Annotated in this window: 23 protein-coding genes and 1 pseudogene; 8 read left to right on the top strand and 16 right to left on the bottom strand. The window is 67.6% G+C overall.

The features are described from left to right. Positions 1 to 182: 182 nt before the first annotated feature. From ACFQ4H_RS29565 to ACFQ4H_RS29555, 3 genes are all read right to left on the bottom strand, one after another. Positions 183 to 938 carry a hypothetical protein gene (locus ACFQ4H_RS29565; RefSeq protein WP_377577229.1) on the bottom strand — a complete coding sequence of 252 codons (756 nt, stop codon included), beginning with the start codon at positions 936 to 938 and terminating at the stop codon, positions 183 to 185. A gap of 62 nt (positions 939 to 1,000) precedes the next feature. Further along, positions 1,001 to 1,258: a hypothetical protein gene (locus tag ACFQ4H_RS29560; protein ID WP_377577226.1), complete on the bottom strand. Its 258-nt coding sequence runs from the start codon at positions 1,256 to 1,258 to the stop codon at positions 1,001 to 1,003. Positions 1,259 to 1,303: 45 nt separating this feature from the next. Beyond that, on the bottom strand, positions 1,304 to 1,501 hold the full coding sequence (locus ACFQ4H_RS29555; RefSeq protein ID WP_377577224.1) for a hypothetical protein: 198 nt from the start codon (positions 1,499 to 1,501) through the stop codon (positions 1,304 to 1,306). Between the two features lie 327 nt (positions 1,502 to 1,828). On the opposite strand from ACFQ4H_RS29555, the gene ACFQ4H_RS29550 reads away from it, so the two are divergent. After that, positions 1,829 to 2,773 (top strand): S-4TM family putative pore-forming effector, encoded by a 945-nt coding sequence (locus ACFQ4H_RS29550; RefSeq protein WP_377577222.1) that lies wholly within the window; start codon positions 1,829 to 1,831, stop codon positions 2,771 to 2,773. Between the two features lie 159 nt (positions 2,774 to 2,932). Here ACFQ4H_RS29550 and ACFQ4H_RS29545 read toward each other — a convergent pair whose 3' ends face one another. Next, positions 2,933 to 3,520 carry a hypothetical protein gene (locus ACFQ4H_RS29545; protein WP_377577219.1) on the bottom strand — a complete coding sequence of 196 codons (588 nt, stop codon included), beginning with the start codon at positions 3,518 to 3,520 and terminating at the stop codon, positions 2,933 to 2,935. Positions 3,521 to 3,535: 15 nt separating this feature from the next. Here ACFQ4H_RS29545 and ACFQ4H_RS29540 point away from each other — a divergent pair, with 15 nt between their 5' ends. After that, the gene (locus ACFQ4H_RS29540; protein WP_377577216.1) at positions 3,536 to 8,506 is read left to right on the top strand and encodes a hypothetical protein; all 4,971 of its coding nucleotides are present in this window, start codon (positions 3,536 to 3,538) and stop codon (positions 8,504 to 8,506) included. Positions 8,507 to 8,515: 9 nt separating this feature from the next. Here the strand turns inward: ACFQ4H_RS29540 and ACFQ4H_RS29535 are convergent, their stop codons facing one another. From ACFQ4H_RS29535 to ACFQ4H_RS29520, 4 genes are all read right to left on the bottom strand, one after another. Continuing rightward, entirely contained in the window at positions 8,516 to 8,731 is a 216-nt protein-coding gene (locus ACFQ4H_RS29535; RefSeq protein ID WP_377577214.1) for a hypothetical protein, read from the bottom strand. Beyond that, entirely contained in the window at positions 8,728 to 9,000 is a 273-nt protein-coding gene (locus ACFQ4H_RS29530) for a hypothetical protein (RefSeq protein ID WP_377577211.1), read from the bottom strand. The genes ACFQ4H_RS29535 and ACFQ4H_RS29530 overlap by 4 nt, the downstream gene beginning before the upstream one ends. An 8-nt stretch (positions 9,001 to 9,008) precedes the next feature. Then, on the bottom strand, positions 9,009 to 9,596 hold the full coding sequence (locus ACFQ4H_RS29525) for a hypothetical protein (RefSeq protein ID WP_377577209.1): 588 nt from the start codon (positions 9,594 to 9,596) through the stop codon (positions 9,009 to 9,011). An 85-nt stretch (positions 9,597 to 9,681) separates the two neighbouring features. Next, a complete protein-coding gene (locus ACFQ4H_RS29520; protein ID WP_377577207.1) occupies positions 9,682 to 10,368 on the bottom strand; it encodes a hypothetical protein in 687 nt (228 codons plus the stop codon). 581 nt (positions 10,369 to 10,949) lie between these two features. Between ACFQ4H_RS29520 and ACFQ4H_RS29515 the strand changes: the two genes are divergently transcribed. Next, positions 10,950 to 11,531 carry a DUF6461 domain-containing protein gene (locus ACFQ4H_RS29515; RefSeq protein ID WP_377577205.1) on the top strand — a complete coding sequence of 194 codons (582 nt, stop codon included), beginning with the start codon at positions 10,950 to 10,952 and terminating at the stop codon, positions 11,529 to 11,531. Positions 11,532 to 11,568: 37 nt separating this feature from the next. Here ACFQ4H_RS29515 and ACFQ4H_RS29510 read toward each other — a convergent pair whose 3' ends face one another. From ACFQ4H_RS29510 to ACFQ4H_RS29500, 3 genes are all read right to left on the bottom strand, one after another. Further along, entirely contained in the window at positions 11,569 to 12,324 is a 756-nt protein-coding gene (locus tag ACFQ4H_RS29510; protein ID WP_377577246.1) for a carbohydrate ABC transporter permease, read from the bottom strand. A gap of 152 nt (positions 12,325 to 12,476) precedes the next feature. Next, positions 12,477 to 13,304 (bottom strand): carbohydrate ABC transporter permease, encoded by an 828-nt coding sequence (locus tag ACFQ4H_RS29505; protein WP_377577243.1) that lies wholly within the window; start codon positions 13,302 to 13,304, stop codon positions 12,477 to 12,479. Between the two features lie 160 nt (positions 13,305 to 13,464). Beyond that, positions 13,465 to 14,721, bottom strand: a complete 1,257-nt coding sequence (locus tag ACFQ4H_RS29500) for an ABC transporter substrate-binding protein (RefSeq protein ID WP_377577203.1) — start codon at positions 14,719 to 14,721, stop codon at positions 13,465 to 13,467. 766 nt (positions 14,722 to 15,487) lie between these two features. On the opposite strand from ACFQ4H_RS29500, the gene ACFQ4H_RS29495 reads away from it, so the two are divergent. Then, the gene (locus ACFQ4H_RS29495) at positions 15,488 to 16,567 is read left to right on the top strand and encodes a golvesin C-terminal-like domain-containing protein (RefSeq protein WP_377577200.1); all 1,080 of its coding nucleotides are present in this window, start codon (positions 15,488 to 15,490) and stop codon (positions 16,565 to 16,567) included. Between the two features lie 211 nt (positions 16,568 to 16,778). On the opposite strand, the pseudogene groL reads toward ACFQ4H_RS29495, so the two are convergent. Continuing rightward, positions 16,779 to 18,400 (bottom strand): annotated as a pseudogene (groL, locus tag ACFQ4H_RS29490) (chaperonin GroEL). Between the two features lie 270 nt (positions 18,401 to 18,670). Here groL and ACFQ4H_RS29485 point away from each other — a divergent pair. Both ACFQ4H_RS29485 and ACFQ4H_RS29480 read left to right on the top strand, forming a co-directional pair. Beyond that, on the top strand, positions 18,671 to 19,309 hold the full coding sequence (locus ACFQ4H_RS29485) for a TetR/AcrR family transcriptional regulator (protein WP_377577197.1): 639 nt from the start codon (positions 18,671 to 18,673) through the stop codon (positions 19,307 to 19,309). Between the two features lie 65 nt (positions 19,310 to 19,374). Next, on the top strand, positions 19,375 to 20,244 hold the full coding sequence (locus ACFQ4H_RS29480) for an aldo/keto reductase (protein ID WP_377577194.1): 870 nt from the start codon (positions 19,375 to 19,377) through the stop codon (positions 20,242 to 20,244). Between the two features lie 138 nt (positions 20,245 to 20,382). Here ACFQ4H_RS29480 and ACFQ4H_RS29475 read toward each other — a convergent pair whose 3' ends face one another. Continuing rightward, the gene (locus tag ACFQ4H_RS29475) at positions 20,383 to 20,508 is read right to left on the bottom strand and encodes a hypothetical protein (RefSeq protein WP_377577191.1); all 126 of its coding nucleotides are present in this window, start codon (positions 20,506 to 20,508) and stop codon (positions 20,383 to 20,385) included. Positions 20,509 to 20,648: 140 nt separating this feature from the next. Here ACFQ4H_RS29475 and ACFQ4H_RS29470 point away from each other — a divergent pair, with 140 nt between their 5' ends. After that, positions 20,649 to 22,664, top strand: a complete 2,016-nt coding sequence (locus tag ACFQ4H_RS29470; protein WP_377577188.1) for a hypothetical protein — start codon at positions 20,649 to 20,651, stop codon at positions 22,662 to 22,664. Between the two features lie 88 nt (positions 22,665 to 22,752). Next, entirely contained in the window at positions 22,753 to 23,109 is a 357-nt protein-coding gene (locus tag ACFQ4H_RS29465; protein WP_377577185.1) for an immunity 51 family protein, read from the top strand. Positions 23,110 to 23,247: 138 nt separating this feature from the next. On the opposite strand, the gene ACFQ4H_RS29460 is transcribed toward ACFQ4H_RS29465, so the two are convergent. The 3 genes from ACFQ4H_RS29460 to ACFQ4H_RS29450 all read right to left on the bottom strand — a co-directional run. Continuing rightward, on the bottom strand, positions 23,248 to 24,669 hold the full coding sequence (locus ACFQ4H_RS29460; protein WP_377577182.1) for a PrsW family intramembrane metalloprotease: 1,422 nt from the start codon (positions 24,667 to 24,669) through the stop codon (positions 23,248 to 23,250). Then, positions 24,666 to 25,148 carry a hypothetical protein gene (locus tag ACFQ4H_RS29455; protein ID WP_377577180.1) on the bottom strand — a complete coding sequence of 161 codons (483 nt, stop codon included), beginning with the start codon at positions 25,146 to 25,148 and terminating at the stop codon, positions 24,666 to 24,668. Before ACFQ4H_RS29455 ends, ACFQ4H_RS29460 begins: the two co-directional genes overlap by 4 nt. A gap of 96 nt (positions 25,149 to 25,244) precedes the next feature. Continuing rightward, the coding region (locus ACFQ4H_RS29450; RefSeq protein WP_377577177.1) for a hypothetical protein at positions 25,245 to 25,869 on the bottom strand (625 nt) is incomplete at its 5' end.

The following is a 25,869-nucleotide window of genomic DNA, read 5'->3' as shown; positions in this document are numbered from 1 at the left end:
CCGGCAGCCGCCGAGCGTCAAAGCCATGAGCTGGCGGGCCGCAGACGTCCGCTCATGCTTGATGTGCAGGTAATCCTCGCTGACTCAGTGTCGGCTGCTGCCGGCGGGTCAGACAGAGAGGCTCCTGTATGTCGTGGGGGAGTTGTGTCTACGGCGGTCCCAACCGGCTAGAACCGGCAGGATCATGGCTTCTTCAATTGGGTGACGCAAGCCTGAAGCAATGTGTTGACGGCAGCGCCCTCGGGCAGGTCGTCGATCATGAGAAGGTCGGGCCTCTTGGAGATCTGCCTGTGCAAGGCATCATCGCCTTGATTGCGGAAGGAACTTAGCCGGTTAAGATAGCGGCCGTCTGTCTTGCCCCACGGATGGCTGCTTACAACTCCCGCGAAGGTCTTCTGGCCGAACAGCGGCAGCACATGGTCCAGCAGCGCCCGCAGCACCGCGTGGGCAGCGAAAACGCAGCCGGTGCGGACGCAGGTGTCAAGTTCGTCCACCAGGGCGATGAGCTTGCTGCTGTCCCACACCGCGCACTCGATGTCGCGTAACTGGTCCAGCACCTTGGGGTTGAGGTAGGTGCGGGTTGCCGGCGTCACTTCTACAGGCTCCACTGCGGGCTGTCCAGTTGGTTGATGGCGCTGTCGTTCCTCCTCATCCCAGGCCACCAGGACATCGATAAAGCCCTCAACGGATCGCACGTCCCTGAACCGGCGTACGTGTGGGCCGAGGTTGAAGTGCCAGGGCGTGCCGTCCGCGGGCCGGCCGCTTCCTACGCTGCCCCAGTAGTGCACGCTGAGGAGGGCGAACAGTCTGTCCATCGTTCCCGGATCGGTTCGCAAGATTGGGGAAATGGCTCGGAGCATCTGCTGGCGGTTGACCCTGATCGAGGTCTTGCCTGACTCGGGTTCGCGCTTGATCTCCTGGCGTGCGCACCAGCGCACCGCGCGGAGGAACGCCTCGACGTCAGACTCCGCACCTGCGCAGCGCGCAACCGCGCTGATGGTCAGAGTGATCGTGCCCTGCGGGCGGGCTCGGAGCGGATACGGCTGCCCATGAGGAGACCCTCGGGCAGATCCCGCATGACCGTCACCGCGCTAAGGACGCTGCGGCGCTTCACCTTGATGAACGCGCGGTCAACGGCGTACATCGTAGGCCAGACTGCCTGCTTGCAGAACTCGTCGTAGACAGCCTGCACGAGAGCCATCTGAGCCGCCGAAAGCTTGACCATCGTTGCACCTCGGCGTTCGGCGATGCCCCACATCTACCGCGTCCTTTCCTTCCGGGCCAGCCCCAAAATCCGGGTAGGCTACGTCGTCACCGAGGGCGTCACGATCGAGAGCGGCACCGGGTGCAACTGGGTCATCGGGCTGCTGGTTATGTCACCGGCGCCGCCCATAGCCAAGGTCGTCACCTCGGTGGTGTCGACCGTCAGCAGGTCAGCCTGCCCCTTGTCCGCGAGGACCGCCACCGCCTCGACCACGGGCACGTCGCGGAGGTCTGCCAAGATGGCTGCGACGCGGCGTTGCTCGCCATCACGGACTGAGGTTGTTGATCCGCAGCGACAGAGCGCTGCTGGCGAAGTCCTCGCGCTGCGGCATGAGGTAGCGGTGAACAGTCTGCCGCCGGGGTGCACCTCCACGGCCACTGCTTCGGCCAGTGGTCGGGGGGGGCGGATCGCGATGCTCCGGCGGTTGTTCGACGAGGCTGGCTTGGACATCGGCCGACCTGGTGACCGCCTCCAGTCGGGTTGCGCATGGAAGGGGTGGCGTAGCCTCCAGTCGAAGTCATCGATCAAACGCAGGGTATCGTCCCGATCTCTCATCGTGTCACCATGTATGGACAGGCGCGGATTGCTGAACGCTCGGAGGTTCGATTGGCAGGCACCCGGCGGATCGACCAGTTGCAGAACAACGACCGTTCCAGGACCCTCTTCAGGGCCATCGCGGTGGCCCACCGTTACACGCAACGCACCCAGGCGATCAGTCTGTTCATCTCACTGGTCGTCGCGGGCGTCGGCGTTGTGGCCAAAGTGGCGCAGCCCCCGCTGCAGCCCGCTGCCTCGATCATCGGTGCGTTCTGGGCAGCCGTCTATGCGGTCGTATTGGCTCCCCAACTCGGCCGACACCTGCGAACCAGCGCGACGTTGCAGGAGATGCTGGACACCGACCTGTTCGGCTTGCCATGGAACGCGGTCCTGGTCGGTGACCGACTGTCTGAGGATGAGTTGAGCCATCTCAGCCGGCGCTTCCGCGGCGACGAGACGTCGCTGCGGGACTACTATCTAGTCGCGGCTGTCGCCGCTCCGTACGATGTGCTCTTCTGTCTGGAGCAGAACCTGGCGTGGGGCTCGCGGGTCCGTCGACGCTTCGCTACCGTGTTGCTTAGTCTCATCGCAGTCTGGTGCGTGGCGGGCACTGCCGTGGGCCTCGTGACCGAGAGCACGGTCGGAAGCCTGGTCAGCGTATGGTTCGTGCCATCGCTGGGTCTGCTGCTGTGGTGTTTGGACATCTCCCGCGCTCAGATCCTATCCACTCGGGACCGGACCCGGGTGCTCGGCATGGTGCGCGGAGTCATGGAGGAATCGTCTTCTACCGCAATCGCGGATGACCAGGCGTTCACCGTGTTCGCCCGGCAGGTGCAGGATGCGCTGTTCGTCGCCCGCCGGCAGCAGCCTCGGACGCCGGAGTGGTTCTTCCGCCTCTTCCACGACGACGATCTGGTCGACTTCCGGTACAAGATGCAGGTGCTCGAGCAGCGGGTGGGTCTCAACTCTTAGCGTGAGTCGGCTCTTTGTCAGCTGTCGCGAACCCGTGCGCCTCTCGATAGTGTGACCAGGGTGCCGGATGATGGAAAAGTCCTCCTCGCGACCGTTCTCGGTCCTGAGGCCGCCGACGCATTGCAGCTCTCTGCGCGCTCTCGGAACCGGGAAGTAGACCTAGCCGAGCCGCCCTGGACGGCGGCGGGTCACACCGGGGCGGTGCTCGCCGCAGTAGTGGAGGTCTCGGCTCCTCCGGCGCCTCAGCGGCCCAAGAAGTACGTCGTCAAGGTCTGTCCGGCGGACGGGCTCCGGCGCGAGGGGGCCCGCCACCATGCCGCGTTGAGTCTTTCGCCTGCCGATTTCGCCCGTCGTCACCTGGTTGGGATGGCAGGCGCTCCCGTCCTGCTGCCAGGCGGCGGCGAGCTGTTGCTGCAGAAGATCGCGGACGACAATCTGGCGCGCTGCCGAACGATGTCCGGCAATAGCCTCGACGAGTGCGTCCTGACCGCCACGCAGATGGTATCGGCGCTGCTGCGGGAATGGACGAGCAACGCGCACCTGCGCGTCGACGAGCTCACCGTTGCGGATTTTCTTGCCAGGGAACTCATCGATGCGGAGCGCGTCGAAATCAATGCCGGCTCGGACTGGATCGAGCCCGAAGGCGAGCCGGAACCGCAGCCCCTCGCCAGTCCGTTGGCGCTGTTGAGGGGGTCGGCCGGTGGTCGTGTTCAGTTCCTCGCCGGTTTCACGCACGGCGATCTGCACGAGGACAACGTCCTCGTGCCACGCGTCAACGGTGTGGTCCGCCACGATGCCTGGCGGCTCGTCGACCTGACGACGTTCGACGAGGCTGGCCCGCTGAGCCGTGATCTCGCCATGCTGACGGTCTCGGCGATCACGCGTCGTCTCGGCGGGTGCTCGCCCGCCGAGGCCGAGGCGCTACTGCACTACGTCGTGGACCGTACGGTCGAACGCGCCATCGGGGCTCCTGCCGGCTTGCGGGCATACGTCGACGCCGTCCGGTACGCCGACCGTCCCCTACTGGCGGCCGCCGAGTTCGACGAGAACTGGTCCGAGCAGTTGCTGCTCTCGCTGATCGCCGCCGCAGTGCGGCACCTGTCCTTCGACGATCTCGGCGAGGACGAACGGTGGTGGTCGTTCCGGCTGGCAGCCCACGCAGCGACCGAGTTCCTAAGTCGGCGGGGCATCGCCGCCCCCGAGCGGGGACGTTTCGTCGAACGGCATGTGATCACGGCCATGATCGACGGGGCCCGACCGGCTGTCGGCGCCGAGGCCGCCGCCGGTGTCCTGCCCATCGGCGACGGATACCATCGCTCCCTGATGGTGGTCGCGCCCGAGGACGACGGGGACGACACGGCTGCGACCGTGATCCGCGCATTCAACGCCATCGGCTACAGATGCGACGACGTCATTTCCCTCACCGACGCCGATGAGATCCGTGGACGGATCGCGGCGCGTTTGGCGGGCGCAGGCCCGACGGACATCGTCGCTGTCTACCTCGCCGGTACGGTCGAGGCTTTCGATCACGAGCTGGGTGGCCTTGTCGTGCACACCTCTCGCTCCCGGCCCGGCACCTCCATTGGCGCTATACCGCTCGCCTCGCTGCTGGAAGGACTGCGGAAACGGCCCTCTGGTGCGCCGGCAGCCCAGCTCCTGCTCGTTCTCGACGTGCGGGGAGCCGATGTCGCCGAGGTGGTCCACGCGGCCGCCGGCGTTCGCGTGGCCCCGAACACCGTCTACGTGGTCACCGCCACCACACCGGCCGGACCCAACCGGTTCGCCGGGTTCTTGGCGAAGGTGCTGACCGGCGTCGAGGTGGCGCCACGCGACCAGCCGTACCTGGATGTGCACCAGCTCGCCGAACGGCTCCGGTCGGCCGCGCCACCCGGGAGTGCGGTACAGACGGCAGCAGTGTCCGACACCGGTCGCAACCATTGCCTGCCGAATCCCCGTCACCATCTCACCGGCGTCGACCCGGACGAAATGACCTTTTGGTGGGAGCCGACCGCGCGGGCGAACTGGGGCGCGACCACACCGCGGACATGGTTCTTCAGCGGACGCCACCGGCTGAACCGACGGGTGGCACGCTGGATCGTCAACCCCGCCGAGCCGGTGCTGGTTCTCACCGGTCCGCCGGGATCCGGTAAGAGCACCATCATGGCGCGATTCGTCGTGGCGACCGTGCCCGACATCCGGGAACACCTCAGAAGTCGACCGGAGACGTTGCGGCCAGACGAGTCACCGCCTGTGGACTTCCGTTTCGCGCTCACCCTGCGCCTGACCGGCCGCACTTTTGAGCAGGTACGGGACAGCCTCGCCGCAGTGGCGGCGGACGGTCACGCGGACGCCGGTTCGGCGGCTGCGGTCATCGCCATCGATGGCTTGGACGAGGCAGATCAGCCGCACCGGATCGTCACCGAGCTGTTGCGTCCGATGGCCCAGAAGGCTCGAGCCGGGGGCACGCGACTGCTCGTCGCTACCCGTCGTCACCCGGTCGGTCACGACCCCGACGATCCCGGCGCACCGCGCGGCGATCTGATCACATCCCTGACCAGCGATGGCGGCGAAGCCCTCGACATCGGCAAGCCACCTTGGCTGGAAGCCGGAGACATTGCCGAATACTGCGACCGTCTGCTGGCGGTCGCCATCAACGACTGCGGCCGCCCCAACATCTACACCGGGCTGACCGGCGCCCGGCGCGTGCTCTCCCGGGCAATCGAGACCCAGGCTCGCCACTCCTTTCTGCTCGCGGCCCACGTCGCTCGCCGGCACACCCTCGACAGCGCACCGGCCGATTCGCTGAGCCCAGCCTGGCGGCGGCAGTTTCCGCGCGGCATCGGTGACGCGATGCGCCAGGAGATCGAGGCGCTGTACGGCGTTGACGAGGCCGACCGGCAGCTCGCGCTCTTGCGTCCCCTCGCGTACGCCCAGGGCGCAGGACTGACCCGTGAACCTGTGGCCGGATCGGAGCTGTGGGCGGTGCTGGCGAGCCGGCTGGATCCGGACGGGCGATCGTTCACCGCCGCCGACGTTAGCTGGCTGCTTGAACAGCGCATCGCCACCCACCTGGTCACCGGCGTCGACCTCGGCGGCATCGCGACCTATCGGTTCCATCACGAGGCACTGGCCGCGTCGTTCCTCGCCGACCGTGCCGATCGCGCGGCGGCGCATCGCACGATCACAGAGGCTCTGCTCGACACACTTGTCGCCGGTGGGTTGCGGGACTGGACGCGGGCGGGGGTTTACACGCGGCGTGCGTTGCCGGCACACGCCCGCCTCGCCGGAACCCTCGAGATGCTGGCCGAGGACGCTCGGCTGCTGATGTACAGCGACCCCGACCGGGTGCACGAGGCCCTGGTGACCTCGGACTCGCCGCGGCTGGTCGCCATGAGTCGGCTGCTGCGCCCGTACCTGCATCGCCTCCAGGCCGCCACCCCGCCGGGACGCGGATTCCTGCTGTCCGTGGCGGCCACGGTGATGGACCGGCCCGGTCTGTCCGAGGCCCTGGCCGCCGCAGCGGGCCTGCCGGTAACGGTTCGGCACGTCCGCGTCCGGCACGAGGCGCTGCGGCAGTCGATCGCGGAAGGGCCTCCGGTGGGGGCGCTGGATTGCGTCGTCGATCGCGACGGCACCCCGCTGGTCGTGCTTGCCAACGGCCAGTTCCTCGACGTACGAGACCCGGAGTCCGGAGCGCTCGTGGAGACCGTGCTGTCGGGCAGCGCCGCGGTCACCTCCGTTCTCGGCTACGTCGACGAAGACGGTTTCCCGGTCGTCGGCGCGGCGGGTGGCGAGGGCGGCGTGCGGGTCTGGGATGCCACCACCCGCGCCCTGCGTGCCGAAAGCCCGGTCGACTTCCGTCGAGGGATGGTGCTGGGGCGGGGCCGTGACGGCGCGGTGCTACTGGCGGGTTGGACCGAGGAGCAGGTGAGTGTCTGGCGTCCGGGCAACGACGAACCACCGCTGGTGCTGCCGGTGCGCTGGGAGCCGGGACGTCAGCCGATCACCGGGGCCGCAGTGACCTGTGACATGGACGGCTCCGACCTGATCGCGGTCGCGGCAGGCGGGCGGGTCACGGTGTGGGAGCCCACAACGGGCCACGAGCGGTACGCCGTCGATCTAGGGGATTCGTTCAACATCCAGGTCGTGGCCCTGCAGCCAGGAACGCCGGACGGCCGGCTGCTGATCACCGCCGGGCTGCGGGAGCGGAAGGCCCTGTTGTGGCGGCCATCGACCGGCGTCTACCCCTGGCCGTGGCGAGAGGCTCCGGTCTGCGTCGCAGTCGATACCGACACGGAGGTCGCCACGATCGTTCTCGGATATCTGTCCGGTGCTGTCGACACGTGGGACGGAGATGAGCGGAGCTCCGGCCGGCGCCTGCTGGATGCCGGCCTGTCAGTCCACGCCGTGTATGTCGGCCCACACGGTTCCTCTCGGCCCGCGCTGGTCAGTATCGACAGGGTGGGCCGGATCCGTCTGTGGGAACGTCGCTTCGGACGCGACGCCGTGACCTTGACCGGCTCGACACCGCACGCGGTGTCAATGGGCTTGCTGCGGCAGGCCGGCCGCTACCTAGTTGTAGGTCGCAACGACGGGGCCGACCTGTGGCGGATCGACGAGGTCAGCCAGGACCCCGAGGCCGCAGACCTCCACGATGGTGATGCCGAGCGGATCGTGGCCGATCCGGCCTCTGGCTACTTCGCCACCGTTGGCGACGACGGGAGCGTCCATCTCTGGTCCACGCGCAGCGGCGGCGCGCTGGGGGCGCTGCCGATACCCAGCGGTGTGCCGTTCGCCGCCGTCGGATGGGCGGTCGGTGGCACAGGCCGGCTCGCAGTGACCTCCTCAACGCTGTTACTGATCACCGAAATGCGGCCGGGCGGCCGGCCACTGCTGGAGCGCGAGATGGAGGCGCCCGGAAGGATCGCTGTGCTCGACCAACCCGGGACTGTGCTGCTGGCGGTGACTGACCGGTATCGAGTGTGGTTGGTCGACCCGGACTCGGGCGACGCCGATCCCCTCGAGACGCCGGAGACGGCGTCGGACGGCCGGCGATTGTCGACAGCCGCCCGCAACGCCGTTAGCCTGACCTGGACGGCGTCTGGCGGTGCGTACCTGGTTGCCGGCACCCAGGGCGGTCTGCTTGCCCGCTGGTCACGCCGCGACGGGCGTCTGCTCGAACCGATGGCTCCACTGGCTGGTGACATGGGCATCGTCATCGTGGCCACAGCGGTGCCTGGCGGTAGCGGCAGCCGGGTGCTCGTTGGAGGTCATACCGGCGTGCTGCGGATTTACGACGCGCACGACGGTGACGAGGTCTTCGACCTAACCATGGACGACAGCCGAGTGATCGGCGCTGCCGTGGTCGACACGGTGCCCCCGGTCGCGGTCACCGCCCATCTGTTCGACGAAAAGGCCGAGGTGCGTGTCTGGAATACGGCAAACGGCCGACGGCTGCGGTCGGTCGTCCATCGGGCGCGTTGGGGTGACGTCTTCGTCGGCCCGCCACGAGCCGGGCGTACAGCGGCTGGGCGGCCGTTCGTCGTCTATGTTGTCGAGGACGGCGTGGAACTTTTGTGGCTGGACCACATGGCCAGCGACGAGGAGCCGATGCGGCTGCTGCTGCCCTTCACGGTCAAGGACGTCGCAGCCGAGGACGGCCTGCTGTTCATCGCCGGCGGTGGTGGCTTCCTGATCCTCGCCGTCAGGGCGGCGGCGGGCGGGTCGCGGTGAGCCCATGGGTCAGCTGCTGCGGCGTTGATCCGGTCGGTCGTCGTCGACGATCGGCAGACGCACCACCCTCCGGACGGCGGCCGGGTGTTCCCGGAGCGGGAGGCTGCCGGACGCCCATCGGATGAGTTCGTCGAGAGTCTTCTCGAAGGTACGGTCGTCCAGGAGCGGTCGGCTTCGGCGCTCTATCTCGTCATAGAGGCGGCGTTGCCGCGGACTCGGCTTCACCTGCTGTAGCTCCTCGACCGTACAAGTGAGCTGGGCGTAATGGTAGGCCTGCTGCGCGCCAACTGGGTCACCCTGCGGAAAAACTGGAGGTTGCCGGCCTTGGTGTCATGGTCGGCGAGTTCGTCGAGAACTTCGAAGAGCGTGAGGCACCGAGCGTTCATCTGGTCGAGATCGCGCACGATCGGTGTGCTGCGGGCGAGCCATCCGCGCTGGCTGTTGATCTCCTCACGGAGTCGCTTGGCCGCGTTCGCCACCTCGACGCGATCCATGCTGGCGATCAGCCGTCGGTCCGGCTCTCGTCGAGCAGATCGAGCAGCGCGTCGAAATGCCCGCGGATTGCGTCGGCCGCCTCGGTCAACTGGTCGATGTGACGCACCCGAATCCGGGCGTCAGTCCTGGTTCCGGGCAGCAAACGGTCAAGCCGGTCCAGGCTGGACCAGGTCAGTTGGTACTGGGTTCGCACCTCCATCCGCCATTCCAGACAGTCTCTCGGCTCGATATCGGGAAGCGCGATGGTGCTCAAGAGATCGCTCAACTGCGTGGTGATCCGCACGGACGAGTAGGACAACATTTCCCACTCGTCGGCCAACGCCGCAGCGGCCACCCGGCCCACCGCCTCGACCAGCCGATCCGTCAGATCGGTGACTTGCTCGCCCACGGTCCGCCCAACGGGCTGGCCGGAGTCGGACGGCGCGGGGAACGCGGTCAGCACCTCGACCAGATCCTTACGGTCCAGCACGGTGACCGCCGGGAGGAGCTTTCTCGGCAGACGCCGCGACTCGACCCACTCCCACAACGCCCGCGCATCGGCCAGCGGCTCCCGGATGTCGAGCCGACCGGCAAGGTCGGCGAGGTCTGCGCCCAACGCGGCACAGAACTCCTCTCGGATAGCAGCCGGATAGCCGATGACGGGAACCTCCTCAGTGTCCCGCGCCCGGGCGCGGGAGACGTTACCGACAGCCGGTGGAAGCTCGAACCCGTGTCGGGCCTGGCCGCGCGATGCGGCGAGTGCCGGCGGGGCCGGGTCGCTGATGGCCGGAACGATCGGCGAGGAACCGGTGGGCCGCGCGTGCCGCGAGCCGCAGGTACCACCACTGGCCGTCCGCCCCGGCGTCGTTGTACGAGGTGTGAATCAGCGCCTGCGCGACGACCGAGAGCAGGTACTGCGGACGCCAGGAGTCCTGGTATGCGGGCAGGACACGCCGGAAGGCCGAGTAGACGTCCCGTACCGCCTCAACGACGTAGGGAGCCACCTGCGGCTTGACCGTCTTATTCTCCGGATTTAGGACGAGGTCGATGAGCTTGGTGTCCTCGCCGGGGCGCAGTGGTGTGCGCACCACCTCGCTCACCAGGGACAGTACGAGGGTGGCAATGTTGCGGGAGAGCGATGCCTGCGCTTCGAAGGTGGCCAGGTCGATCAGGCGAGCGTCGTGGACGCGTAGCGTGCCGTCCTCGCTCACCCGCGCCAGGATGTTGTCGGCGTGGAGATCCCCGTGCGAGAGCCCGACCAGGTAGGTCAGACCGATGCCCTCGAGCAGGGAAGCGTCTCCGACCATCGCGACCGGGTTGGGTAGCGGCTGGGCCGAGTCGCCACCGTCGATCGTAATCCAGCGCGCCTGCGGGTCCAGCAGGCCCACGCGATCGGCCCAGGCTCGCGTTTCGTGTATGCCGTCCAGCGCGCCGCTACGGTCTCGCCGACCCGGCTGGTAGCGGACGGTCTGGCCGTGGCACCGAGGTACGCCAATCGGTGCACCTACGATCCGACGATGATTTCGATCTCTGGAGGCGACGACGCGTGTGGGGTTCCGGTATCGATCACCCCTCGGACACCAGAATACGATCCCTAAGACACCGCAGGCCCCCTCCGAAGAGGGGGCCTAAAGCGTTATGAGGGACCGTAGGGAAACTCAGATTCGGCGACGGATCACCAACACGTGACACGCTGGCCAAGTGATCTTGTCGTGCCCACACCGTATCTTCCCACCCACGACCGGATGACGGTCATAGAAGTCGGGGAGGAGGAGATTCGCGTAGCGAACCCGACGAGATCGTGTTCTGCGGTGAGTCGTTCAAGACGTTCCTGTGCCGGTACTGGCTGGAGAACGAGATCTGGTTCGCCGACGATGATGGCGCGCCGACGCCGGATGTGGCCGCCGAGTACATCAGACAGTACCGAGACTTCGGCACACGATGACCGGAACAGCGGACGGAGGCTGTGATGGACGAGCCGGTGGCATACCAGGAATGGACGTGGACACGGCCGCATCTGCCCCTGGGTTTCTGCCTGACCGTGGCGCGTGGCCTGTCCCCCAGCGCCCTGGCTGACCGACTTGGCGTAACGGCCGAGCGGGAGATACTCGGCTGGCACGAGGCAGTGGCCGAGTTCGGGGTCGACAAGCCACTCGCGCGGATCGGCGTCGTGGCCGACTGGGCGTTTGCAATCCAGGAGTACGGCGCCGAGGCCGGCCAACCCGACGCGCTGCGGGCGGCTGCCGTGGGAACCGACGCGGTCACCGTGTGGCAGACGGCAAAGGCGCTGAGCTGGTTCGGGCACGCCCGAGACAGCGAGATCCTGGTGGCATTCGAACTGGCCTCGCCGCACCAGCGCACCGGCGCTGCCCCGGACGAGCTGGTCGGTCCAATGACCGCGGTGGGTCTTCATCCGGACCGGCCGTGGCCGGTGGACGCACCGGTCAGCCCGGTGTTTCCCGGGCTGACCCTGCTGACCGCGATCACCGGCGTACGACTGACGAGGGCGGACCTCGAAGGCCCGCTGCTGACCGGCGAGCTTGTCGGCTGACCGGGGTTGGGATCAGCCCATTCATCGAGCTGCCTGGTCAGCTCTTGACGGAACCGGCCATGAGCCCGCCGATGAACCAGCGGCCGAGCAGGACGTAGACCACGAGGGTGGGCAGTGAGGTGATGAGGGCTCCGGCCATCGAGGCGGCATAGTCCGGCGACTGGGCACCGGCGAGGGCGTTGAGCGCGATGGTGATGGGGCCGTTGCGGGTGTTGGACAGGAAGATCGCGAACAGGTAGTCGTTCCAGGCCGATGTGAACTGCCAGATGATCGTGACGACGAACCCGGGGATCGAGATCGGAAGGATGATGGAGCGGAACGTCCGGACAAGTCCCGCCCCATCGATGCTGCTTGCCTCGACGAGTTCGGCCGGCACGGTGGTGGCGTAGTAGTTGCGGAAGATCAGGGTGCAGATCGGTATGCCGTAGATGACGTGGACCAGGAGCAACGTCGAGATTCCCTTCGGCACGCCGAGCCAGGAGACGACCTCACCGAGGGGGATCATCACCGCCTGGTACGGGATGAACATGCCGAAGAGGATGAGCGTGAAGAACACGTCGGCGCCCGGCAGTTTCCACCGGGACAGGACGAACCCGTTGGCCGAGCCGATGAACGAGGAGATGACCGCTACCGGGATCGCCAGGGCGAAGGTACGGAAGAACGACTCGTTCAGCCGGTCCCAGGCCTTGGTCCACGAGGCGAGCGTCCATTCGCTCGGCAGGCTCCACTGGCCGGTGACGCCGATCTCGCTGCCGGACTTGAAGCTGGTGACCACCAGCACGTACATCGGCATCAGGATCACCACCACGAAGCCGACGAGTACCGCGTAGCGGATCGTGCGAGCGGCGGCGGTACCGAATCGACCGGCACGTCGCTGGTGCACCGACCCGGACCGGACGGCCGGGGTGGTGCCGGTACGGGGCGGGGCGGCGGCCGGCTGGGCACTCATGAACGCTTCTCCACCCGGTTGACGTGAATGAGGTAGGGCACGATCACGAGCGCGACCGCGATCAGCAGCAGGACCGAGATCGCCGCAGCCTTGGCCTGGTCGTTGGTGAGCAGCGTCTGCCAGACGTACACCGCGGGGACCTCCGTGAGGTACTGCGGCCCGGACACCGACATGATCAGGTCGAACATCTTCATCGACATGTGCCCGGTTATGATCAACGCCGACAGCACGACCGGGGTCAGCTGTGGGAACAGGACGTGCCGGTAGAGCTGGAAGGTCGAGCAGCCGTCCATGAGTGCCGCCTCACGCAACTCGTTCGGGATCCCCCGGAACCCGGCCAGGAACAGCGCCATGACGTACCCGGCCAACTGCCAGATCGCCGGCAGGGCCATCGCCGCCATGCCCCAGTCCGGGTCGGTCCACCAGCGGTTCTCGAGGAAGCTCAGCCCCAGACCGGCGAAGACGGCGTTGAGTCCGCCCGCGTTGTCGCCGGTGCCCGCGTTCATCAGCCACCGCCACACCACGCCCGAGGCCACGAACGAGACGGCCATCGGGAACAGGTAGACGGCGCGGAAGAAGCCCTCTCCACGTACGCCACGTTCGAGCAGGAACGCCCACAGCAGCCCGAGCAGGATCGCCCCGCCGATGAACACAACGGTGAAGATGCCGAGGTTCTTCAGCGAGTGCAGGAACCGGTCGTTGATGTCGTCGGTGAAGAGGTTCGTGTAGTTGTCCAGGCCGACGTACCCCTCCGCCGGGCGGGCGTTGTGCTTGTCCTGCAACGAGAGGTTCACCGTCCAGCCGATCAGGCCGTAGACGAACACCGCCAGCAGGATCAGGGACGGTGAGAGCACGAGCAGCGCCGGGGCCCAGCGCCGCAACCGGTGACGCTTCATCGCGTCTCCTCTCTGACGATGACCGGCCCAGCGAGGACGGCCGGGTCCACGGCGTCACGCATGCCACAGACCCGGCCGCCCTCCCCTGTCATTTACTGGCGAACTGCTTCGCCGCCGCGACCAGCGCCGCCCGCAGTGCGGCCTTGTCACCGTCGCTGGAGAACTTGCCCATGGCCGAGCCGAGCGCACCCTGCCAGCCCTGCGAACAGGCCGAGCCGTGCGCACACGACGGCACCTGTGTCTGGGTCTTCCAGTCCGCGATCGCCGCCTGCTGATAGGTCGGGTAGTCGGCGGAGTCGGCGTCGGTGCGGGCCGGGATCGAGCCCTTCTTCGTGTTGAACGCCTTCTGCCCCGCCGCGCCGCCCACCGTCTTCAGCCAGCATTTGGTGCCTTCGGCGTTGCTGGCGTCCTTCGGCAGTACGAACGAGTCGGCCAGCCACTGGAAGGTCGCCCCGTTGCCCGGGAAGGTCGAGAAGCCGTACCCGGTGAACTTCTTCGCGTCGAGGTCGGCGGCCTCCCAGTCACCCATCAACTGGTAGCCGGCCTTCCCGTCGATGAGCAGCTTGGACGCGTCGGTCCAGTCGAACGTGTCGCGGGTGTCCTTGTTGGTGTAGGTCAGCAGCCGTTCATAGTCGTCGACGGCCTTGCCCACCTCCGGGCTGTCCCACGGGGTCTGACCGTTCCACAGGCCGGTGAACTTCTCCGGCCCCAGGTCGCTGATCAGTACGGCCTCGAGCAGCATCAGTTGGGTCCAGTCCTTGCCCAGCGCCAGCGGGGTGACCCCCTTCGCCTTCAGCTTCTCCAGGTCGGCGAAGAACCCTTCCAACGTCGTGGCGTCGCTGGTGATGCCAGCCGCTGCCAGGACCGACCTGTTGCTCCACAGCACGTTCGCCCGGTGGATGTTCGCCGGCACGGAGTAGATCTTGCCGTCGACGGTCAGGTTGTCGATCAGGCCCTTCGGGAAGGCGTTGGTCAACCCCCACTGCTGGTACTCGGCGCTGAGATCCTCGATCTGGCCGGCGTTGATGTAGTCGATCAGCTCGGCCCCGGCATGGGCCTGGAACGTGTCCGGTGGATCGCCCTGGCTCAACCGCGACGCCAGCACCTGCTTGGCGTTGGAGCCGGCGCCACCTGCGATCGCCCCGTTGACGAACCTGTATTCGGCACAGTCAGTGCCGAACGTGGCGACGAGACCGTCCAGACCCGCCTTTTCGCCGCCGTCGGCCCACCACGTGAACACCTCCACGTCCTTGGTGCTGCCGGCGTCGTCGGCTCCGCAGGCCGCACCCGCCAGTAGCGCACACACGCTGACCAAGGCACCGGCCACTCTGGTCGAAGTTCGCATACAACCTCCCGACAGGTATGAACTGGTTGTCTGGGCGATGTGTCGGCCAAGCTTCACCAGTACGCAAAAGTTTGTCAATGAATGATGTCGACTCATTTCGATCGCGAGAGGGCACGACGCACCACTTGGGACATCCCGTCGAGTCCGACGCCCGAGCCGCCGACGGGCTTCGCCACGCTCCCCCATCCGGCTGGACCGGACCGGGGACGGCGGGGCCGAAAACTTTCAGGATGACTAGATAACATTGTTAAAATCTTTCATCTTGCATCGACCTTCGTTATAGTCTCGCCCATGATCCATCCGCAGATCAACCGCGCTCTGCCAGCGGTGGCGGCCACTACCGCGCCGCTGCCATGGCGTCCGTCGGGTGCCTCGCCAACCGACGGCGACGAACGCGCGCCTCGGCCCGCTCCGGCGGTTCTCCGGTAACGCGTCGTACCGCCCCTCCGAGCCGGGATCCCCGACCGCGAACGGATTCCCGCCAGCGCAACGGGCTCCGGTCCGACGGCTCCAGGGCGGTACGGGATGAAGGACCCGGGCTGGGACGCCAGCCTCCGGTAGTCCTGTGGATCCTCGACGTCGGCGCACGTCTGCCCAGCCCGTGAGCCGGGGTCATCGCCCCTGCCCAGATCGGCAAGTGATCCACCCCGCGCACCACACCCGGCGCGGCTCACCCGTACCGGCCACCCCCAACCGCAGCCGCGGTCGACCGGTACCCGCTCCATCCCCCATCCCCATCCCCCATCCCCCATCACGTGAGGTGCTCATGTTCAGCAACTCGACCGCAAGACGTCGTACCCTGCTGGCCGCCGCAGCCGCCGCGGCCGGTGCCATCGTGGCGCCGTTCTCCCTCGGCGGCCGGGCACTGGCCGCCACCCCCAGGGTCTACCTCGACCCGGGGCACGGCGGCACCGACCCCGGTGCCGTTGGAAACGGCCTACAGGAGAAGGCCCTCACCCTGGCCATCGCTCTGCAGACCCGCGACATCCTGTTGGCGAACTGGGGCGGCGTCGACATCCGGATGTCACGTACGACAGACATCACCCGCGAGCTCGCCTACCGCACGAGTGACGCCAACGCCTGGGGCGCCAACCTGTTCGTCAGCATCCACATCAACTCCGGCGGCGGTACCGGATTCGAGAGCTACCGCTACCCGACGGCCGACAGCGCGACCGTGAACCTGCACAACGCGCTGCATGCACCGGTCCTCGCCGGCATGCGCACGATCGGCTCGGTCACCGACCGGGGCAAGAAGACGGCCAACTTCCACGTGCTGCGCGAGACCAACATGCCGGCCGTCCTCACCGAGAACATGTTCATCGACACCCTCGCCGACGCGAACCTGCTCAAGCGGGCCGACTTCATCACCGCCGTCGCACGCGGACACGCCCAGGGCATCGCCAACTACCTCGGGCTCTCCAGCACTCCGCCGCCGACCTACAGCACCATCGTGGACAACGCCACCGCCGGCCGCTTCACCGCCAGCGGGAACTGGGGTACGTCGTCGTACTCCGCCCAGCGTTACGGTGCCGACTACCGGTTCGCCAACCCGGTGCTCGCCAGCGACGCGGCGTGGTTCAAGGTGAGCATCCCGCAGAGCGGCAACTACCGGGTCGAGGTGCGTTACCCCGCCGACGCGGGCTACAACAGCTCGGCACCGCACGTCATCGTCACCGCCTCCGGGAACCAGACGGTGAACGTGGACCAGCGCAGCAACGGAGGTGTCTGGCGGTCGCTCGGCACCTTCAACCTCACCGCAGGCGATCGTGACCTGGTCGGGGTGAGCCGCTGGACCAGCGCAGCCGGATACGTGGTCGCGGACGCGGTACGGGTCACCCGGGTCTGAGCCGCCGGAGCCGTCGCGGTAGACCGGACGAAGGTCCGGCTGCCAGCTACGGCCATCGGGTCGCCCCGGTCGATACAGAGGTGACCGGGGCGACCCGATGGGCTGACCGCCCCCCGATGACGGCGAGCACGTTCCAGTGGCCCGGACCGATGCCGAGGACGACGCCCTCGGGGGGCTTTTCGTACCGGGTCAGCCAGCCAGGGCGCCTCGGTCAGAAGTCCATGCCGTTCATGTCGCTGGCAACCGGGGCCGCACCCTTCTCCGGCTTCTCCACGACGACCGCCTCGGTGGTCAGGAACAGGGCAGCGATGGACGCCGCGTTCTGCAGGGCGGACCGGGTCACCTTGGCCGGGTCGATGATCCCGGCGGAGAACATGTCCAGGTACTCACCGGTGGCGGCGTTCAGGCCATGGCCCTTCACCAGGCTCTTGACCCTCTCCACCACCACGCCGCCCTCCAGACCGGCGTTGACGGCAATCTGCTTGAGCGGCTCCTCCACGGCCCGCTCGACGATCCGCGCCCCGGTCGCTTCGTCCCCGGCCAGATCCAGGGTGCCGAACGCCTCCGCGCCGGCCTGTAGCAGTGCGACGCCGCCACCGGGGACGATGCCCTCTTCTACGGCCGCCTTGGCGTTACGCACGGCGTCCTCGATGCGGTGCTTGCGCTCCTTCAGCTCGACCTCGGTGGCCGCGCCGGCCTTGATGACCGCAACGCCGCCGGCCAGCTTGGCCAGCCGCTCCTGCAGCTTCTCGCGGTCGTAGTCGGAGTCGCTCTTCTCGATCTCGGCCCGGATCTGGTTGACCCGACCCTGGATCTGCTCGGCGTCACCGGCACCGTCGACGATCGTGGTCTCCTCCTTGGTGACCACCACGCGCTTGGCACGTCCCAGCATGTCCAGGGTGGTGTTCTCAAGCTTGAGGCCGACGTCCTCGCTGACGACCTGCCCACCGGTGAGGATGGCGATGTCGACCAGCATGGCCCTGCGGCGGTCGCCGAATCCCGGGGCCTTGACGGCCACCGACCTGAACACGCCCTTGACCTTGTTCACCAACAACGTGGCGAGCCCTCGGCTTCGACGTCCTCGGCGATGACGGCCAGCGGCCTGCCGGACTGGACCACCCGGTCCAGCAACGGCAACAGGTCCTTGTTCGCGGAGATCTTCGAGCTGACGATCAGGAGGTAGGGATCCTCCAGCACCGTCTCCATCCGCTCGGTGTCCGTGACGAAGTACGGCGAGATGTAGCCCTTGTCGAAGCGCATACCCTCGGTGAGCTCGAGCTCCAGCCCGAAGGTGTTGCTCTCCTCGACGGTGATGACGCCTTCCTTGCCGACCCTGTCCATCGCCTCGGCGATGATCTCGCCGACGGTGGTGTCACCGGCGGAGATCGACGCGGTGGAGGCGATCTGCTCCCTGGTCTCCACTTCCCTGGCGAGCTTGGCCAGCTCCTCCGCCACGGCACCGACGGCGGCCTCGATGCCCCGCTTCAGGGCCATCGGGTTCGCGCCGGCCGCGACGTTACGCACGCCCTCGCGGACCAGCGCCTGGGCCAGGACGGTCGCCGTCGTCGTGCCGTCACCGGCCACGTCGTCGGTCTTCTTGGCGACCTCCTTGACCAGCTCAGCGCCGATCTTCTCGTACGGGTCCTCGAGCTCGATCTCCCTGGCGATGCTCACACCATCGTTGGTGATGGTGGGGGCGCCCCACTTCTTCTCGAGCACCACGTTGCGGCCCTTGGGGCCGAGGGTCACCTTCACGGCGTCGGCAAGCTGATTCATACCGCGCTCGAGGGCGCGCCGGGCGTCCTCGTCAAACGCGATCATCTTCGAAGGCATCGTTCCTCCTGCTGTCCGTACGGTGAGCCGGGACGACGCCCGCGACGGACGCCCCCGGGCACCGGGGGCTCGCCACCCCGGCACACCTGTGGTTTGCGGTAGCCGGGCTCGAATGCCTGGCACCGTCCGCACGATAGCCCAAACTTGCGCGTCACGCATGTAGTGCGCACTACGCATTCAACGGCTACCCTGTGGATCAGGCACAGCACCTCACAACGCCGGCCGGCACCCTGCGGCCGGAGCGTGAGCTATCGAGAAGGAGGGAGGGAGATGGCCGGACAGATGCCACCCCCCGAACCAGTGATGGACAACGAGCCCCACGACCTGCGGGCCCGCAACAAGCAGGCCACCCGCGAGGCGATCAGCACCGCGGCGCTGCGCCTGGCCCTCGAACAGGGCCCCCAGGGACTCAAGCTCGTCCGGGTGACCGACATCGCCTCCGCAGCCGGAGTGGCACCCCGGACGTACAACAACTACTTCTCCAGCCGGGAAGAGGCGATCTGCGCCTTCCAGGCCGACCAGGCCCGCCGCCTCGGCCGGGCCCTACGATCCCGGCCCGCCGACGAACCGCTCGCCCAGGCCATCACCGCTGCGACGATCGACGTCTTCACCAATCCCGAACCCGACCGGGCCGGACTGGCCATGATCATGTCCACCCCCGAGTTGCAGGGCGAAGCCCTCAAGGCCTTCACCATGGCGGAGGAACCACTCGCCGTCGCGATCACCGAACGCGTCGGCGACGATCCACAGAGCGACCTGTCCGCCCACGTTCTGGCCGCCGCCGTTGCCGGAGCCGTCCGGGTCGCCGGCCGGCACTGGCTCAGCACCACCAACCCACCATCGTTTGCCGACGTACTCCGCGACGCACTCCGGCGGATCCTGCCCACCCGACCCGCCGACGATCGATGACGGTCCGGCGACCGAACCCGGGCCGCGACACGACCACACGACCACGACCGGAGGATGGCGTTCCGATGACAACGAACGAGAAACCGACCACCGCCGCCAGCGACTTCCTCCTCGGCGGTGACCTGCGGGTCAACCGGCTCGGTTTCGGCGCGATGCGACTCGCCCTCGGCGGCCGGATACGGGAACCCCAGGCGGGTATCGCATTGCTGCGCCGCGCTGTGGAACTCGGCGTGAACCACATCGACACCGCCGGCTTCTACGGGTACGGGGACCTCCAGGCGCACGAGATGATCCGGCAGGCGCTGTCCCCGTACCCCGCTGACCTGGTCATCGCCACCAAGGTCGGTCCGGTTCTCGAGGGCGGCGTCGTGCCCACCGGTCAGGCGACACCGGAACAGCTGCGCGGTCTGGTCGAGGAGGATCTGCGCCGCCTCGGCCTGGACCGCCTCGACCTGGTCTACCTGCGGGTGGGCGGCATGGGCAGGCCGGGCGGTGAACCGATCGGCAAGCGGTTCGCGGCCCTGGCCGAGCTTCGCCGCGAGGGGCTGATCCGACACCTCGGTGTCAGCCACGTCGACGCGGCCCAACTCGCCGAGGCACAGGACATCGCGCCGGTCGCCGCGGTACAGAACCAGTTCCACGTCCAGGACACAGGTGACTCCGACGTTCTCGCGAAGTGCGAGCGGGACGGCATCGCGTACGTGCCGTTCTTTCCGATGGGCGGCGGCAGGGAACTGACCGGGGCCCGACTCGCGGAGGTCGCCACCCGCCACCGGGCCACCACCGCGCAGATCGCCCTGGCCTGGCTGCTGGCCGTCTCACCGGTCACCCTGGCCATCCCCGGTACCAGTTCGCTCGACCATCTGACCGAGAACCTCGCAGCAGCCGACCTAGGAGTTACCGCCGATAACCTGACCAGGCTGGCGATGACCTGACCGAGCTGGCGATGGCCGCAGCCGCTGACAGTCCGTGACGCGATCACGGACGATCAGCGGCTGGATGTCGGACCGGCAGGCTGGCCGCAGCATGCGGATGCACACGGACGAACACCCGGGCCTCCGGGCACCGTCGAGCTACGGGTCGACTGTGAAGTTCCGCAGTAGCCAGCCGACGACTGCGCGGACGACGCCGGATACGGCACCGGTGACGGCGGCCAGCAGGATCGCGGTACGAGGGTTACGGCTGGTGTCGCGAGGCATGGATCCTCCCTGGATCTTCGTACGGAAGTGGAGCCGGCCGGCTGTCCTCCCAAGATGAACCCCGAAGTGGATCTCCAGATCAGTTGCGATGGGTACGGGAGTCTGGCGCGGGCCACACCCGATGGACGATGCTGTGGGCGATGAGTAGCGACGAGTCCGCTGCGGGACGACGCCGGCCCCGACCGATCGAGCCGCCCCGGCTTCCGCCCGGACCGTTGAAGGACCTCAAGCAGGCGGTGTACGCCCTGTACCTCGCAGCCGGTCAACCCACGCTCGACACCATCGAAACCGACGTGGCCCGACTCGCCGACGAACTGGACCTGGACGGTGTCCCGAAGCGGGACACGATCGGCCGGATCATCGGCGAGCCGGAGGTGCCGGCCGGCGTCGCGGACCTCACCGCAGCCGCAGCGGTGCTCGCGCGTCGCGCAGACCGAGACGTCGAGGTCGTCGTGGGGCAGGTCCGCCGGTTGTGGGAGTTGGCCCGTACGGCCCCGGTGCCGTACGGCATGATCCGGGTCCGTGCCAGCCGGCCCCGCCTGCTCGGCGTACACAACGCGATCCAGGTCGGCGCGGCCGGCCTCGCCGAGTTGCCGCCGTACGTGCCCCGCGACCTGGATGCGGAGCTGGAGGCAGCGATCCGGGTCGCCAGCAGACAGGGCGGCCTGGTGCTGCTGGTCGGCGACTCCTCGGTCGGCAAGACCCGGACCCTGTACGAGGTGGTCCGCGCGGCCCTGCCGAACTGGTGGCTGCTGCACCCGACCGACACCGAGGTGATCCGCGCCTTCGCCGCCGCACCGATGCCGCGTACCGTGCTGTGGCTCGACGAGTTGCAGAGCCATCTCGACGACCGTCTCCCACTGCGGGCCGGTACGGTGCGCGAACTCATCGGTGACGGGATGGTGCTGGTAGCCACCCTGTGGCAGCACGAGTACCGCGAGCGCAGCGTTCCCGGCCCGCCGGGCGGCCCGAACCCCGATGGCAACGACCGGGAACTGCTCCGCCTGGCCAGGGTCGTCCACGTCCCCGACACCTTCAGCGCGAACGAACGACGCCGAGCCGAGAAGCACGCAGCCGACCCACGCATCCGCATCGCCCTGGACACCCCGGATGCCGGCGTCACCCAGGTGTTGGCCGGTGGTCCGCAGTTGCTCGACCGATGGAACGGCGCGGACCCCTACAGCCGGGCGATCCTGACCACCGCCCTCGACGCCGCGCGTCTGGGCGGTCGCTCTCCCCTGCCGTCGGTCTTCCTGCGCGCGGCTGCGCCTGGTTACTGCACCGACGTCGAGCGTGCCCAGGCCCCGACGGACTGGTTCGAACGGGCCATCAACTACGCGACCCGGCTGCTGCTCGGGGCCGTCGCCCCGCTCACCCCGGTCACCAGCGGCATGGCCATGGGCGTCACCAGCGGGTACCGGCTGGCCGACTACCTCCTGCAACAGGTCCGCCACCGACGTCTGCCGCACAGCCCACCCGCCACCTTCTGGGACGCTTGCGTCACCCACCTCGACGATCCCGGCGACCTGGAACGTCTCGGTCACGCCGCCGACCGGCGCATGCGTTACCGGTACGCCATCCCGCTCCTGCGCCGTGCCGAGAGTCGCAACCCCTATCTGGCGGAACGGCTGGGCTGGCTTCTCGCCGACCAGGGTGAGTTCGACGAAGCGTTGTCGATCTTCCGGGCGGTGGCCAGGACGAACCCGGTGATGGCGTACCGGTTGCCCGAGGTCGAGAAGAGCGTGCACGACCTGCGGGCCATCAAGTGCCACGAAATCCCCTCGGCGGCAAGCCGGGAACACATGTTGCAGGGCCTGGCCGGCAGTCACGCGTTCCGCCAGCGGTATGCCCACGAGCCACCCGGGGTGCTGGCGGACCGGTTGACGGAGATGTTCGGCGACGTCGACGACCTCCGTCGCCGGGCCGTCGGTGGTGACCACAACGCGATCAACCGGCTGGTCAACGTGTTGACGACCCTGGGGGACCTCGAAGCTGCCCTCCCTCTCCTCCACGCCCTGGTCGATTCCGGACATCCGACCGCCGACACCATGCTGATCGCGACGCTGGTCGAACAGGGCAGGGACAGGGAGGCGCTCCGGCTGGCCCGCTACGGACTCACCGCAGCCGGGGACATCGAACTTCCACCCGTAGGTTGACCCGGGCGCTCGACGCACCGGTACGCCTGCTCACCCGACCCGTCATCCGCCGCCGGATTCTGTCGGTCCGGACAACTACGATCGGCACGTGACCGACGGGACCACCCTCACCCCACTGAAGCTCTTCGAATACGACCACGCACCCGGCAACTACTGCCTGCTCCTGAGTGACAACGACATGGTCGACACGGCGGCGGTCTTCGAAGAACACGGCTACGAGGGCGGCGGCTACGCCTGGGCCGGAGTGGCCAGGTCAGCCGTAGCCACCCACGCTCCCGAGTTGGCCGACCGGGTGAGGTACGACCCGGAGGCCGGCATGTTCGTCGCGTACGGCACGGACGCTGCGGCACTCGAACAGCTGGGTGGCCTGCTGCACCAGGCGTTCCACGACCGGGATGCCCTGGCCGCGTTGATCCGTGCCGGTGAGCCCGACTGGTTCGACTGAACCGCTGGGTGAAGTGAACGCTGTCGCATCCCGCCGCGAGCCATCCCGGTATCTGACGGCGGGGTCGAGGAGCCCTCTGAACCGGGCGGAACGAGAAACGCTCCCGGCCCGGATACCCTCGCCGCTCCCGACAGCCACCTACCTTGCTTCCGCCTTCAGCCGACCGATCCGTTGCCGCAGCAGATCCTCGGTCCCCGACGGCAGGACGATTCCGTACCTGCCTTGCAACCCGACGAACGCAAGGTCGAGTTGCGCGGCGTGTAGCCGTCTCACCCGAAGGTACGCAGCAAAACTGTCCCACCACAGGGCATACATTCTCATCCGGAACCGGCGAGGCGAATCGAGCAGCAGACGCACCTCCTCCCGGGTGACAGCACCAAGGTGACTCGCCGCCTCTGCTGTCAGCTGCCGGTACAGTTCCTTTGTCTCGAGTCGCAGCCCGAACAGCACGAGACCGAGCAACAGGACAAACCCGGGCCCCTTGAGTACCAGCAGGTTGAGTGGCTGGACCAGGAACAGCTGGATCACGGCCTCGTCAGATTCCCAGTAGTACCGCCCCATCGCCCAGATGTCCCAGACCAGATGGGCAGCGACCGCGGTGAGGAAGCCGCCCACCACGCACACCGCCCTACGCCACCAGCCGGTTTGCTGCGTGGCCAGCCCTACCCCGGCGCCGATGATGCCGGTATATGTGGCATGGCTGATCAGCAACCCTGTGACCTGCCGATACCAGTGCTGGTAGAGGATCGTGTCAACCCCATCTGCCATGTAGTTGAGCGACTCGGCGAACTGGAAGCCCAGCCCGACAGCAGCGCCGACCACGATGCCACCGAGCATCCCGTCGATCCGGTGGCGGGCAAGAAGCACGATCACCACCACGCCAGCGCCCTTGGCGAACTCCTCGGGGAACGCCGCAGCAGCAGCGTGGCCGATGATCGCCGCCAGTCCGGGCAACACCTCGTGTTCAATCACGACATGGGAGATCCCCTCGACGATCGACGCGAAGTATGCCGAGACTGAGACGCCCCAGAGGAACGCGACGAGAACGAGCCACCACGGCGTCTTCCGGTTGCGCTGCATACGCCGAAACGTCCACAACCCCAGAAGGGTCGTCGGCACGCTCAGCAGCGCGCCCAACCACGACGTCCCGACCAGTAGCAATGTGTACAGCACCAGGAGCAACACCGGCAGAGCGAACATCAGCCCGCCACCGATACGCAGTGTCCGGAGCCAGACCCGACGACGTGTGGTGCTGGCGCACACCGCCACGATCACCACGCTCGCGACGACGCCGATGAGCAGATTGACGCCACATACGACGAGGTTGACGACGCCGAGTCCGCGTACCGTGGCGTTGTCGTCGCGCACGACGGCGACGATCGACGCGACCGCGATGAACAGCAACATCAACGATCCGATGGCCAGGGCGGTACCAACGGCCTTCAGCTGATACGTCGTACCGTCGTTCTCCGGCTGCGATGTCCCGGCCGACGGCCGTACGCCAGTCGGCGGCGTCGGCCGGGACGGGGCCGGTGGCCACGGCGGTACCGAGGTCGTCACTCAATCTCCACGTGGATCCGGGCCAGCACCTCGGTCGTACGGCCCTGGTCAACTACGCTCAGGACAAACTGGTATCTGCCGGGCGGCACCGCCGCGGTCCCGCTCAACGGCACTGGCTCTGTCATCTCGCTCAGCTTGGAGCGCTCAACGCTGTTGGTGCGGTAGCCGAGCGCGTCGAACCAGGCGGCGTTGACTCGGCCGGTCGGCAGGTCATCGAGCTTGTCGAAGTCGATGCGGGCCACCGGGACCTCGCCCATTTCGAAGGTGGTTCGCGGGGTGCCGGAGAGGGTGCGGGTCACCGGGTCGTACGCATAGAGCGAAATCGGCACCTGAGCCGCACGCACCTCTGCCGACGGCCAGGTGGCGGCGAACACCACGGCGGAAACCCCGACAACAAGCAGGCTGACCAGCCCGAGGACTGCCATGAGCCAGAACAACGGCTTGGCCGGGTCTGCAGCCGCTGATCGTCCTTCTCGCATCGATCCTCCCGCGACCACGAGCAGTTAGCATAATCGACAGTCGTTGGAGTCGATGCCTGTGCGCGTGGACGGGGAACCGGGGGCCGGGGGAACATGTCAGCGGCACAAACGTTTCTCCTCGGCCTGTTCACCGACGATGTCCCGATCGACTGTGGCGGCATGGCCGATGGGCTGACGGGCTGCTACGGCAAACTCCCGGTCGTCGGCATCGCGGTCACCGCCGCAGTGGCCGGGGCCGCCCTCCTTGGCCATGCCGTTCTTGCCCTGCTGCTGCCACAGATACTCAACACGATGGTCGGCGTACCGGCACCCGACGACGGTGCCCCTGCTCCTGTCGGACAACTCGCCGAGCGCACTCCCCCCGTACAAGGTGTCCCGCGCGCCGTGTCTGCGTCGACAGTGCAGCCGGTGCCGGCGGTGCGTGGTGCGGTTACGGGTCCGAGCCCGGTTGGGGTAGCGCTGGGCGGGCACGGCGTCAAGTCGAACGAGATGCGTGGCGAGGCTGCGCCGATGCCGGAGCATGAGCGTGCGCCGGGTGGTGACCGGGTCGACGACCCGTCTCGGGTTGATGATGTTTCGCGGGTTGATGTCGAGCCGGAGTTGCGGCCGACCACGAATCTGGGTCCGGTTTATCCGTCGGCTGTTGGGCGTACGGGTGCTGATCTGCCGCAGCAGGTGCGTGATCTGGTGGATCAGGCGAAGCAGCGGTTGTTGTCGACGT

The organism is Micromonospora sonneratiae, from assembly GCF_042679305.1.
Lineage (GTDB): Bacteria > Actinomycetota > Actinomycetes > Mycobacteriales > Micromonosporaceae > Micromonospora_H > Micromonospora_H sonneratiae.
This window is presented reverse-complemented; position numbering and strand designations above follow the sequence as displayed.